This is a genomic window from Aeromicrobium sp. EU05-FHT14F07 (assembly GCF_058790455.1).
This window is the reverse complement of the sequence record NZ_JBYTCR010000006.1, coordinates 67,409-79,754: the sequence shown is the minus strand read 5'-3', so window position 1 is coordinate 79,754 and position 12,346 is coordinate 67,409. Positions and strand designations below refer to the sequence as shown.

At 73.5% G+C, this 12,346-nt stretch carries 11 protein-coding genes and 1 riboswitch; of the genes, 10 read left to right on the top strand and 1 reads right to left on the bottom strand.

The genetic code is table 11. From position 1 onward, the window contains the following. Positions 1–104 precede the first annotated feature (104 nt). The 4 genes from AC3WRM_RS07700 to AC3WRM_RS07685 all read left to right on the top strand — a co-directional run bounded on the left by AC3WRM_RS07700 (position 105) and on the right by AC3WRM_RS07685 (position 7,270). Complete coding sequence (locus AC3WRM_RS07700) at positions 105–2,906, top strand: aconitate hydratase (protein WP_492247584.1); 2,802 nt, start codon at positions 105–107, stop codon at positions 2,904–2,906. A gap of 115 nt (positions 2,907–3,021) precedes the next feature. Then, positions 3,022–5,016 carry a primosomal protein N' family DNA-binding protein gene (locus AC3WRM_RS07695; protein WP_492247585.1) on the top strand — a complete coding sequence of 665 codons (1,995 nt, stop codon included), beginning with the start codon at positions 3,022–3,024 and terminating at the stop codon, positions 5,014–5,016. Between the two features lie 59 nt (positions 5,017–5,075). After that, positions 5,076–5,999 (top strand): methionyl-tRNA formyltransferase, encoded by a 924-nt coding sequence (gene fmt, locus AC3WRM_RS07690; RefSeq protein ID WP_492247586.1) that lies wholly within the window; start codon positions 5,076–5,078, stop codon positions 5,997–5,999. Further along, entirely contained in the window at positions 5,996–7,270 is a 1,275-nt protein-coding gene (locus tag AC3WRM_RS07685; RefSeq protein ID WP_492247587.1) for an RsmB/NOP family class I SAM-dependent RNA methyltransferase, read from the top strand. The genes fmt and AC3WRM_RS07685 overlap by 4 nt, the downstream gene beginning before the upstream one ends. Positions 7,271–7,274: 4 nt before the next feature. Here the strand turns inward: AC3WRM_RS07685 and AC3WRM_RS07680 are convergent, their stop codons facing one another. Next, a complete protein-coding gene (locus AC3WRM_RS07680) occupies positions 7,275–7,499 on the bottom strand; it encodes a hypothetical protein (protein ID WP_492247588.1) in 225 nt (74 codons plus the stop codon). Positions 7,500–7,575: 76 nt separating this feature from the next. On the opposite strand from AC3WRM_RS07680, the gene rpe reads away from it, so the two are divergent. The 6 genes from rpe to AC3WRM_RS07650 all read left to right on the top strand — a co-directional run bounded on the left by rpe (position 7,576) and on the right by AC3WRM_RS07650 (position 12,322). Continuing rightward, the gene (gene rpe / locus AC3WRM_RS07675) at positions 7,576–8,241 is read left to right on the top strand and encodes a ribulose-phosphate 3-epimerase (RefSeq protein WP_492247589.1); all 666 of its coding nucleotides are present in this window, start codon (positions 7,576–7,578) and stop codon (positions 8,239–8,241) included. A gap of 101 nt (positions 8,242–8,342) precedes the next feature. Continuing rightward, positions 8,343–8,470: riboswitch (FMN riboswitch) on the top strand. An 81-nt stretch (positions 8,471–8,551) separates the two neighbouring features. After that, the gene (gene ribD, locus AC3WRM_RS07670; RefSeq protein WP_492247590.1) at positions 8,552–9,589 is read left to right on the top strand and encodes a bifunctional diaminohydroxyphosphoribosylaminopyrimidine deaminase/5-amino-6-(5-phosphoribosylamino)uracil reductase RibD; all 1,038 of its coding nucleotides are present in this window, start codon (positions 8,552–8,554) and stop codon (positions 9,587–9,589) included. Next, positions 9,589–10,215 (top strand): riboflavin synthase, encoded by a 627-nt coding sequence (locus AC3WRM_RS07665; protein WP_492247591.1) that lies wholly within the window; start codon positions 9,589–9,591, stop codon positions 10,213–10,215. Before ribD ends, AC3WRM_RS07665 begins: the two co-directional genes overlap by 1 nt. Next, positions 10,212–11,495, top strand: coding sequence for a bifunctional 3,4-dihydroxy-2-butanone-4-phosphate synthase/GTP cyclohydrolase II (locus AC3WRM_RS07660; protein ID WP_492247592.1), 1,284 nt, complete (start codon positions 10,212–10,214; stop codon positions 11,493–11,495). Before AC3WRM_RS07665 ends, AC3WRM_RS07660 begins: the two co-directional genes overlap by 4 nt. A gap of 76 nt (positions 11,496–11,571) precedes the next feature. Continuing rightward, on the top strand, positions 11,572–12,051 hold the full coding sequence (ribH, locus tag AC3WRM_RS07655; RefSeq protein ID WP_492247593.1) for a 6,7-dimethyl-8-ribityllumazine synthase: 480 nt from the start codon (positions 11,572–11,574) through the stop codon (positions 12,049–12,051). A 7-nt stretch (positions 12,052–12,058) separates the two neighbouring features. Next, a complete protein-coding gene (locus AC3WRM_RS07650; RefSeq protein WP_492247594.1) occupies positions 12,059–12,322 on the top strand; it encodes a phosphoribosyl-ATP diphosphatase in 264 nt (87 codons plus the stop codon). Positions 12,323–12,346: the final 24 nt, after the last annotated feature.

Below are 12,346 nucleotides of genomic sequence, written 5' to 3'. Positions count from 1 at the left end.
GCGCACGTCTCGCGGCAGCCGGAGGGCCGTCAGGTAAGGCGCACCTGACCTGGCAGCCCGGCGGTCCGGTCGGCAGGATGGAACACGACGCGAAGGAGACAGCCATGGTCGACAGCTTCAACGCCGAGCAGACGCTCGAGGTAGGCGACGCCAGCTACACGTACTTCAAGCTCGACGCGGTGCAGGGTGACGGCCTCGACGTCGCCACGCTCCCGTTCAGCCTGAAGGTCCTGCTCGAGGCGCTGCTGCGCACCGAGGACGGGGCCGACATCACCGCCGACGACATCAAGGCGATCGCCGGGTGGGACCCGTCGAGCGAGCCCGACCAGGAGATCCAGTTCACGCCGGCGCGCGTGATCATGCAGGACTTCACCGGCGTCCCGTGCGTCGTCGACCTCGCCACCATGCGCGAGGCCATGGTCGACCTCGGCGGCGACCCGTCCAAGATCAACCCGCTCGCGCCCGCCGAGATGGTCATCGACCACTCCGTCATCGCCGACGTCTTCGGCACGCCCGAGGCGTTCGAGCGCAACGTCGAGATCGAGTACGAGCGCAACGGCGAGCGCTACAAGTTCCTGCGCTGGGGCCAGGGCGCCTTCGACAACTTCAAGGTCGTCCCGCCGGGCACCGGCATCGTGCACCAGGTCAACATCGAGCACCTCGCGCGCGTCGTGTTCGACAAGGACGGCACGGTCTACCCCGACTCCTGCGTCGGCACCGACTCCCACACCACCATGGTCAACGGCCTCGGCGTCGTCGGCTGGGGCGTGGGCGGCATCGAGGCCGAGGCCGCGATGCTCGGCCAGCCGATCAGCATGCTCATCCCGCGCGTCGTCGGCTTCAAGCTGCACGGCGAGCTGCCCGAGGGTGCCACCGCGACCGACCTCGTGCTGACGATCACGGAGATGCTCCGCGACCACGGCGTCGTCGGCAAGTTCGTGGAGTTCTACGGCTCCGGCGTCGGTGCCGTCCCGCTGGCCAACCGCGCCACGATCGGCAACATGAGCCCCGAGTACGGCTCCACGATCGCGGTCTTCCCGATCGACGAGGAGACCACGAAGTACCTCGAGCTCACCGGCCGCAGCGCAGAGCAGGTCGCGCTCGTCGAGGCCTACGCCAAGGCCCAGGGCCTGTGGCACGACCCCGAGCACGAGCCGCGCTACTCCGAGTACCTCGAGCTCGACCTCTCGACGGTCGTCCCGTCGATCGCCGGCCCGAAGCGCCCGCAGGACCGTGTCGAGCTCACTTCGGCCAAGCAGGGCTTCCGTGGCGCGCTCAACGCGTACGTCGAGGAGGACGCCGAGGCGACCAGCGGCAAGTACGACGAGGCGCTCGAGGAGTCCTTCCCGGCGTCCGACCCGCCGGCCTCGGACGCCGAGGGCACCACGCCCTCGCGCGACTACCTGTCGTGCGTCCCTGCCGACGGCGGTCGCCCGAGCAACCCGATCGAGGTCACGATCGACGGCCAGACGTTCACGCTCGACCACGGTGCGGTCACCATCGCCGCCATCACGTCGTGCACGAACACGTCGAACCCGTCGGTCATGATCGGCGCCGCGCTGCTGGCGAAGAAGGCCGTCGAGAAGGGCCTCTCGCGCAAGCCGTGGGTCAAGACCACGCTGGCCCCGGGCTCGAAGGTCGTCTCGGACTACTACGACCGCTCCGGCCTGACGCCCTACCTCGACAAGCTGGGCTTCAACCTCGTCGGCTACGGCTGCACGACCTGCATCGGCAACTCCGGCCCGCTGATCCCCGAGGTGAGCGCGGCGGTCAACGAGAACGACCTCGCCGTCGTCTCGGTGCTGTCGGGTAACCGCAACTTCGAGGGTCGCATCAACCCCGACATCAAGATGAACTACCTGGCGTCCCCGCCGCTGGTCGTCGCCTACGCGATCGCCGGCTCCATGGACGTCGACATCACGACGGAGCCGCTCGGCGAGGACACCGACGGCAACCCGGTGTACCTCAAGGACATCTGGCCGTCGCCGTCGGAGGTCGAGGACGTCATCGCCTCCTCGATCACCAGCGACACCTTCGGCAAGGAGTACGCCGACGTCTTCGCCGGTGACGAGCGCTGGCAGAACCTGCCGACGCCCGAGGGCGACACGTTCGCCTGGGACGAGGACTCCAGCTACGCCCGCAAGGCGCCGTACTTCGACGGCATGGGCCTGGAGCCCGAGCCGGTCACCGACATCGAGGGCGCCCGGGTGCTCCTCAAGCTCGGCGACTCGGTGACGACCGACCACATCAGCCCGGCCGGCGCCATCAAGAAGGACAGCCCGGCCGGCAAGTACCTGATGGAGAAGGGCGTCGAGCCGCGCGACTTCAACTCCCTCGGCTCGCGCCGCGGCAACCACGAGGTCATGATCCGCGGCACGTTCGCGAACATCCGCCTGCGCAACCAGATCGCGCCGGGCACCGAGGGTGGCTTCACGCGCGACTTCACGGCCGGGGGAGAGGTCACGACCGTCTTCGACGCGTCGCAGAACTACCAGGCCGCCGGGGTCCCGCTGGTCGTGCTGTCGGGCAAGGAGTACGGCTCCGGGTCGTCGCGCGACTGGGCGGCCAAGGGCACCGCGCTGCTGGGCGTGAAGGTCGTCATCGCCGAGTCCTACGAGCGGATCCACCGCTCGAACCTCATCGGCATGGGCGTCCTCCCGCTGCAGTTCCCGCAGGGCGAGAACGCCGAGTCGCTGGGCCTCACGGGCGAGGAGACCTTCTCGGTCACCGGCGTCACGGAGCTCAACGAGGGCCGCACGCCGCGGACGGTCAAGGTCGTCGCGACGAAGGAGGGCGGCGACGCCGTCGAGTTCGACGCGGTCGTCCGCATCGACACCCCCGGCGAGGCGAACTACTACCGCAACGGCGGCATCATGCCGTACGTCCTGCGCAGCCTGCTGGACTGAGCGCACCGGCCCCCGGGCCGTCGCACCGCACGAGACGCCGTCCCCACCGGGGGCGGCGTCTCGTCGTCGTGGCCGGGTCGTGGGGACCGTCGGGGCCGACTGGTAGACAGACGGCGTGACCACCAGCGACCAGCTCGAGCTCCTCGCGGCCCCGCCGTCGCCCGAGCCGTCGCCGCGCCCGCAGGACGGTGCGGAGACCGCGCCCGCCGACCCCGTGCTGGTGGCACGGGTGGCGGTGGACACGCCGCTGCCGCACCTGGACCGGCTCTTCGACTACGCCGTGCCCGCCGAGCTCGACCCGCAGCCCGTGCCGGGCTGCCGGGTCAAGGTGCGCTTCGCCGGTCGCCTGACCGACGGCTACGTGGTCGGCCTGGGCGGGTCGTCGTCCCACGAGGGCCGCCTCGCCCCGCTCGCGAAGGTCGTCTCGGCCGAGCCGGTGCTGAGCCCGGAGGTGCTCGGCCTCGCGCGGGAGGTGGCCGACCGCTGGGCGGGCACCCTGTCCGACGTGCTGCGCCTCGCCGTCCCGCCCCGCCAGGCACGGGTCGAGGCCCGTCCGTCGACGCCCGCGCCCGACGGTCCCTGCCCCGAGGTGGACGACGAGGCATGGCACCTCTGGCCGGACGGCCCCGCCCTCCTGGCCGCGCTGGAGTCCGGGGGAGCGCCACGCGTCGTGTGGGAGGCCCTCCCGCTGCGCGACCCCGCGGTCGCCGTCGCCGAGGCGGTGCTGGCCACGCTGCGCTCCGGGCGCGGCAGCGTCGTGTGCGTGCCCGACGCGCGCGACCTCGACCACTGGGACGCCGTGCTCGGCTCCGTCCTCGGCGAGGGTCGGCACGTGGTGCTCTCGTCCGGGCAGAAGCCCGCCGAGCGCTACCGGGCCTTCCTGGCCGTGGCCCGGGGGGAGGTGTCCGTCGTGCTGGGCACGCGCGCCGCGGCCTTCGCGCCCGTGCGGCGGCTCGGGCTCGTGGCCCTCTGGGACGACGGTGACGACCTCTACGTCGAGCCCCGTGCCCCGTACCTGCACACGCGCGAGGTGCTGCTCACGCGTGCGGTCCGCGAGGACACGGCGCTGCTGCTCGCGGGCTACGCGCGCACGGCGGAGGGCCAGTCGCTCGTCGCCTCGGGCTGGGCACGCTCGGTGCGGGCCGAGGCCGTCACCCGGCGCCGGGCCTGGCCGCGGCTCTCGGTCACCGACGGCAGCGTCGCCGGTGGCGCTCCCGCGCGTCTCCCGCACGAGGTGTTCGCCGCGGTGCGCCGGGCCGAGGGTCCGGTGCTGGTGCAGGTGCCACGCCGGGGGTACCGCACGTCGCTCGCGTGCCAGGACTGCCGTACCCCGGCCCGGTGCACCGCGTGCGAGGGCCCGCTCGCCCAGTCCGGTCGCGACGCCTCGCCCGCCTGCCGGTGGTGCGGGACGCCCGCCCCGCGCTGGACCTGCCGCACCTGCGGGTCGCACCGGCTGCGTGCACCCGTCGTCGGCCAGCTGCGCACCGCCGAGGAGTACGCCGCGGCGTTCCCAGGTCGCGAGGTCGTCACGTCCGGTGGCGCCGACGTGCTCGCCGTGGCGCCGGAGGGCGACGTGCTGGTGCTGGCCACGCCCGGCGCCGAGCCGCGGGTGGCCGGAGGCTACGCGCTCGTCGTGCTCATGGACACCTGGCTCGCGCTGGGCCGCGACGACCTGCGCGTCCTGGAGGAGGCGCACCGACGCTGGTTCAACGCTCTCGCGCTGGCACGCGAACGGGCCGACGCGGTGGCGGTCGGCGACCCGGCGCTGCTCCAGGGGCTGGTGCGCGCCGACCCCGCCGGTCTCGCCGAGCGGGAGCTGGCGGAGCGCGCGGAGGCGCACCTGCCCCCGGTCGCGCGGGTGGCCGTGGTCGAGGGCCCGGCAGCCGACGTCGCCCCGCTCGTCGACGCCCGCTGGACGCCCGCCACGGAGGTGCTCGGTCCCGTGCCCGCGTCGGCCCGGCCCGGCGAGCCCGCCCACGAGCGTCTGGTGCTCCGGGCACCGCGCCGCGAGGGCCCGGGCCTGGCCGCGGCGCTGAAGGACGTGCAGGCGGCGCGCTCGGCGGCCAAGCTGCCGCCGCTGCGCGTGCGGGTCGACCCGCACGCCTTCTGAGGTCGGGCGCTGCCACGCGCCGCCGGTGCGGTCGTGGCGAGCACCTAGACTCGGCCGACGTGAGGATCGTGTTCGCAGGTACCCCCGAGACCGCCCTGCCGTCCCTGGAGGCGCTGGTCGGGAGCCGGCACGACGTCGCCGCCGTCGTCACCCGACCCGACGCGCGCCAGGGCCGCGGTCGCACCCTGCACCCCTCGCCGGTCGCAGCACGTGCGGCGGAGCTCGGGATCGAGGTCCTGAAACCCGCGCGTGCCGACGACCCGGCGTTCCTCACGCGGCTCCGCGAGATCGAGCCCGCCTGCTGCCCGATCGTCGCCTACGGCGCCCTGCTCAAGCGGGAGGCGCTCGACGTGCCGGAGTACGGCTGGCTCAACCTGCACTTCTCGGCCCTGCCCGCGTGGCGAGGTGCCGCGCCCGTGCAGCGGTCCATCATGGCCGGCGACGAGATCACGGGTGCCACCGTGTTCAGCCTGGTCGAGGCACTCGACGCCGGACCGGTGCTGGGCACGATCACCGAGCGGATCCGCGACGACGACACCGCGGGCACGCTGCTCGAACGGCTCGCCCACGAGGGAGCGCGCCTGCTCGTCGACGCCATCGACCACGTGGAGGACGGCGACATCGCCGCCGTCGCCCAGCCCGAGGACGGCGTGTCCTACGCGCCGAAGCTGACCACCGACGACGCGCACGTGGACTGGAGCCGACCCGCGTTCGCGGTGGACCGGCAGGTGCGCGGCTGCACGCCTGCTCCGGGTGCCTGGACGCTCCTCGAGGACCAGCGACTGAAGCTCGGACCAGTCATGCCGACGTCCGACGACACGCTGCGGCCGGGGGAGGTCCAGGCCGGGCGTCGCGAGGTCCGGGTCGGCACCGCCACGACCGACGTCGTGCTCGGCACGGTGCAGCCCACCGGAAGGAAGCCGATGGCTGCGGCGGACTGGGCGCGCGGCACGTCGATCGAGCCGGGGACGGTGCTCGCGTGAGCGACCCGTCGCGGGGCGTCGCCTACGACGTGCTGCGTGCCGCCGACGAGCGCGACGCCTACGTCAACCTGCTCCTGCCGCAGCTCCTGCGCGAGCGGGGCCTCGTCGGCCGCGACGCCGCCTTCGCCACCGAGCTCGTGCACGGGACGCTGCGGATGCGCGGCACGTACGACGCGGTGCTGGACTCGCTGGTCGGCCGTCCCCTCGACCCCGAGGTGCGCGACGTGCTGCGCCTCGGCGCGCACCAGGCGCTGTCCATGCGCGTGCCGTCGCACGCGGCGGTCTCGACCAGCGTGAGCCTCGTCCGTCGCGTCGTCGGGCACAAGCCGGCCGGTCTCGTGAACGCGGTGCTGCGCAAGGTCGCGGCCGACGACCTCGAGACGTGGGTCGAGCGACTCACCCAGGACCTCGCGCCGGACGACGCCCTGGCGGTCCGCCGCTCGCACCCCGTGTGGGTCGTCCGGGCGCTGCGCTCGGGTCTGCGGGCGGTCGACGCGGCCGACGAGCTCGACGCCCTGCTCGAGGCCGACAACCGTCCTCCCAGGGTCACGCTCGTGGCTCGCCCCGGGCTCGTCGACCCCGACGACCTGCCGGGCGAGCCCGGCCGTGTCTCGCCGTACGCACGGGTGCTCGACGGTGGCGACCCCGGCGACGTCGCCGCCGTCCGCGACGGTCGCGCGGGCGTGCAGGACGAGGGCTCGCAGATGGTGGCCCTCACCCTCGCCGAAACGCCTCTCGAGGGGACCGACGCGCGCTGGCTCGACCTGTGCGCCGGACCCGGCGGCAAGGCCGCGCTCCTGGGCGCGCTGGCCGCGCAGCGCGGCGCACACCTCGTCGCCAACGAGGTGCAGCCGCACCGTGCCGACCTCGTCCGGCGCGGCCTGCGCGCCCTCCCCGACGTGGGGGAGGTCACCGTGCACGACGGTCGCGAGGGGCCGTGGGAGCCCGGCTCCTTCGACCGTGTCCTCGTCGACGCTCCCTGCACCGGTCTCGGCGCGCTGCGTCGGCGACCCGAGTCGCGCTGGCGCCGGACGCCCGAGGACCTCGAGTCCCTCGTGCCGCTGCAGCGGTCCCTGCTCCGCCGCGCCGTCGAGCTGACGCGGCCCGGCGGGCTGGTCGGCTACGCCACCTGCTCGCCGCTCGTCGAGGAGACCCTCGAGGTCGTCGAGTCGGTCGGGCCCGGCGTGGCCGACCTCGTCGGCGTCCACCGCTGGTGGCCGCACCGCGACGGCACCGACGCGATGTTCCTCGCCCTCCTGCGGCGTCGCTAGCGGGTCAGGACGACCCGCCTCCGCCGTAGGTGCGGTCGACGCCGTACCCGTGCTCCGTGCGACCCGCACCACCGACCGACCGCTGCCGCGCCTGCAGCTCGGCTCGGTCGATCGGCTCGGTCGGTTCTCTGCGCGAGGTGCGGACAGCGCGCCGGGCGCGCACGATCACCGCGGCGAGCAGGATGGCCACGGCGACCACCGCGACGAGGACGACGAGCGAGCTGGACATGGGACCTCCCGAGCCGGTGTGGGTCGACGGTACACCGGACCGCTGGGTCGGTGCCAGCGCCACTACGCTGTCGGCCATGGCCATCCAGATCACGCCGAGCCTGCTGAACGCCGACTTCGCGAACCTCGCGGGGGAGGCCGCCCGCATCCCGACCGCGGACTGGCTGCACATGGACGTGATGGACAACCACTTCGTGCCCAACCTCACCCTGGGCGCCCCGGTCATCGAGGCGCTGAGCAGGGCCGCGGAGCAGCCGATCGACGCCCACCTGATGATCGCCGACCCGGACCGCTGGGCGCCGGCGTTCGCGGAGGCCGGCGCCGGGAGCATCACCTTCCACGTCGAGGCCGCGGCGGCACCGGTGCGGCTGGCCCGCGAGATCCGCGCCCAGGGCGCGCGGGCGTCCATGGCACTCAAGCCGGCGACCCCGATCGAGCCCTACGCCGAGCTGCTGCCCGAGCTCGACATGATCCTCGTGATGACGGTGGAGCCCGGCTTCGGCGGTCAGAAGTTCCTCGACCTCTGCCTGCCCAAGATCCGCCGCACGCGCGAGCTCATCGCGGCCAGCGGGGGAGAGGTCTGGCTCCAGGTCGACGGCGGGGTGTCCGTCGAGACCATCGAGCGGTGTGCCGAGGCCGGTGCCGACACCTTCGTCGCCGGCTCGGCGGTCTTCGGCGCCGACGACCCGGGCGCGATGGTGGAGACCCTGCGCGACCTCGCGACCCGCGCCTGCGCCCACTGAGCCCCGCGACGTCCAGGCCTGACGGTGCGGGACGTCCGTAGCGTGGGACGTGGCCGTCGCTGCGTCACGCCTGGCTAGACTGTCCACGAACGAGCAACAGCTCGCGTGTTCCGGGGTCGGTGCAAGTCCGAACCGGCGGTGACAGTCCGCGACCCTCACCTCTCGAGGTGAGGTTGAACCGGTGGAACTCCGGTACCGACGGTGAAAGTCCGGATGAGAGGAAACACGCGGGGTCTGGTGCCGAGGTCCGTCCTGGACCCAGGCGTCCGACCCGTCGACCCCGGTACGGCGAGCCCGACCGGAGGACGACATGGCGAGCGACACCGAGCTGCAGGCGATGCGCACGGCCCTCGAGGCCGCGCGGTCCACCCCGCGGACGCTCCCGAACCCACGGGTCGGCTGCGTGCTGCTCGCGCCCTCGGGAGAGGTGCTCGCCGTCGGCGCGCACCGTGGCGCAGGGACGGCCCACGCCGAGGTCGACGCGCTGCAGCAGGCCGGCGACGCGGCTCGCGGCTCCACGGCGGTCGTCACGCTGGAGCCCTGCGCCCACACCGGCCGCACGGGTCCCTGCGTCGACGCACTCCTCGCCGCCGGCGTGACGCGGGTGGTGCACGGCCAGTCCGACCCGAACCCCGAGGCCGCGGGCGGCGCCGAGCGGCTCCGCTCCGCCGGGGTCGACGTCGAGGGCGGGGTCCTCGTCGAGGAGGCCGCGGCGCTCAACGTCGAGTGGACGTTCGCCGTCACGCACGGACGTCCGTTCGTGACCTGGAAGTACGCCGCCACGATGGACGGCCTCAGCGCGGCGCCCGACGGGTCGAGCAAGTGGATCACCTCGACCGAGGCACGGCGCGACGTGCAGCGCTTCCGGGCCGAGGCCGACGCGATCATGGCCGGGACCGGGGCGGTGCTGGCCGACGACCCCCGCCTCACGGTGCGCGACGTCGACGACCTGCCCCTGCCGTACGCGCAGCAGCCCCTGCGCGTCGTGGTGGGGGAGACGCGCATCCCCTCGTACTACCGCGTGTTCGACCGGGTCGCGCCGACCCTGCTCGTGCAGACCCGCGAGCCGCAGGAGGTGCTCGCGAAGATGGTCGAGAACGGCGTGCACCACGTGTGGCTCGAGGGCGGCCCGCGGCTGGCAGGCGGCTTCTGGAACGCCGGGCTGGTGGACCGCGTCATCGGCTACATCGCGCCGGCCATGCTGGGCTCGGGCCGGGCCGCGCTGGAGGGGGAGGCCGCGACGCTCGCCGACCTGCGGCCGATCGACCTCGACGACGTCGCGCGGATCGGACCCGACATCCGCATCATCGGCACGCCCGGGCGTGCCCCGCGGGAGGAGATGCCCTGATGTTCACCGGACTCGTGGAGGAGAAGGGCGTCGTCACGGCCGTGGAGGCGCTCGGCGACTCCGTGCGGCTGTCCGTGCGCGGCCCCGTGGTCACCGGGGACGCCACCCACGGGGCGTCGATCTCCGTGAACGGCTGCTGCCTCACGGTCATGGCGCAGGAGGCGGACGTCTTCAGCGCCGACGTCATGGCCGAGTCGCTCGACAAGACGTCGCTCGGCGACCTCACGCCCGGCGACGAGGTCAACCTGGAGCGGGCGATGGCCGCCGGTGGCCGCATGGGCGGGCACGTCGTGCAGGGGCACGTCGACGGAACCGGCCGTCTGCTCGACCGCACCCCGAGCGAGCACTGGGAGGTGCTGCGGTTCTCGCTTCCCGACGACCTCGCGCCCTACCTCGTGCCCAAGGGGTCGATCACCGTCCAGGGCGTCTCGCTCACGGTCGTCGAGGTGACCGACCCCGGGGATCCCGCTCCCTGGTTCTCGGTGTCCCTCATCCCCACCACCCTCGCGGACACGACCCTCGGCACCCTCGCGCCCGGCGACCGGGTGAACCTCGAGGTCGACGTCCTCGCCAAGTACGTGGAGCGGCTGCTCGCCGCCCGCCTCCCGAAGGAGAACCCCGCATGACCACCTACTCCGACGCCGCCGGCGACACCGTCCGGCTCGACAGCATCGAGCGGGCGATCGCCGACATCCGCGACGGCAAGGCCGTCGTCGTGGTCGACGACCCGGGCCGCGAGAACGAGGGCGACATCATCTTCGCCGCGAGCAAGGCGACGCCGGACCTGATGGGCTTCCTCATCCGGCACTCCAGCGGCTACGTCTGCGCGCCGGCACCCGGTGCGGTTCTCGACCGGCTGGGCATCCCGCTGATGACGCCGCACAACCGGGAGCTGATGCGCACGGCCTACACGATCTCGGTGGACGCGCGCGACGGCATCACCACGGGGATCTCGGCGGCCGACCGGGCGCGGACGGTGCGGGTCCTCGCGGACTCCGCGACCGAGTCCTTCGAGCTGGTCATGCCGGGTCACGTGCTCCCGCTGCGCGCGAAGGACGGCGGCGTGCTGGCCCGCGCCGGCCACACGGAGGCTGCCGTCGACCTCACGCGCCTGGCCGGCCTCACGCCGGTGGGCGTCATCGGCGAGGTGGTGCACGACGACGGCGAGCTCATGCGCGCCCCGGCGCTGCGCGCGTTCGCGGACGAGCACGACCTGGCCCTCGTCTCCATCGAGGACCTGCAGGTGCACCTGCGGCTGCACGAGTCGCAGGTCGACCGGCTCGCGGAGACGTCGCTGCCGACCGAGTTCGGCGCGTTCCGGGCGCTCGGCTACCGCGACCGGATCGACGGCGCGGAGCACGTCGCGCTCGTGCACGGCGACGTCGACGCTGCCACCGCCGACGGCCAGGCCGTGCTGGTGCGGCTGCACTCGGAGTGCCTGACCGGTGACGTCTTCGGCTCGCGGCGCTGCGACTGCGGCCCGCAGCTGCAGGCGTCGATGGCGGCGATCAAGGCCGAGGGCGCCGGCGTCGTGGTCTACCTGCGTGGGCACGAGGGCCGCGGAATCGGTCTGCTGCACAAGCTGCAGGCGTACGCGTTGCAGGACGCCGGCAGCGACACCGTCGACGCGAACCTCGCGCTCGGCTTCGGCGAGGACGAGCGCGACTACGCCGCCGGTGCGCAGATGCTGCGCGACCTCGGCCTGCGCTCGGTCCGGCTGCTGACCAACAACCCCGACAAGGCCGCGCAGCTCGAGGCGTACGGCGTCAAGGTGGCCGAGCGCGTCCCGATCCAGATCGAGCCGACGCCCGAGAACATCCAGTACCTGCGCACGAAGGCCGAGCGCATGGGCCACGACCTGCCGGACCTCGGTCTCGGCGACACCACGGAGGCTGACCAGGCATGAGCGAGCGCCAGCGAGCGAACCACGAGCACGACATGACGGCACACCCGTACCGTGCTGTTCCCACGGGGGTGACGTCATGAGCGGACACGGAGCACCCACCCTGCAGGTGGAGGCGGCGGGCGCACGCGTCGCGATCGTCGCGTCGAGCTGGCACGACCAGGTCATGGACGGCCTCGTCGCGGGCGCGCAGCGCGCCCTCGCCGACGCAGGCGTCACCGACGTGGCCCTGCTGCGCGCGGCCGGGTCGTTCGAGCTGCCCCTGGTGTCGCAGGGCTGCGCCGCGGCCGGCTTCGACGCGGTCGTCGCGCTCGGCGTCATCATCCGCGGTGGGACGCCGCACTTCGAGTACGTGTCGTCGGCGGCCACCGACGGTCTCGCACGGGTCGCGCTCGACACCGGCGTCCCGGTGGGCTTCGGGCTGCTGACGTGCGACACCGAGGAGCAGGCGCTCGACCGTGCCGGGCTCGAGGGCAGCGCCGAGGACAAGGGCCGCGAGGCCGCCGAGGCCGCTCTGTCGACCTGGGCGACCCTGCGCGGTCTCGCGTCCCTAGACTGAGCTCACCATGAAGACCTTCGAGGACCTGTTCGCCGAGCTCGCCGCCAAGGCGCAGGCCCGGCCCGAGGGCTCGCGCACCGTGGCCGAGCTCGACGCCGGCGTGCACGCCATCGGCAAGAAGCTCGTCGAGGAGGCCGCCGAGTCGTGGATGGCCGCCGAGCACGAGGGCCGCGAGCGGACCGCCGAGGAGCTCAGCCAGCTGCTGTACCACGCGCAGGTGATGATGCTGGCCGCCGGCATCACGCTCGACGACGTCTACGCGCATCTGTGACGACAGCGGAGCCCGACCTCGTGG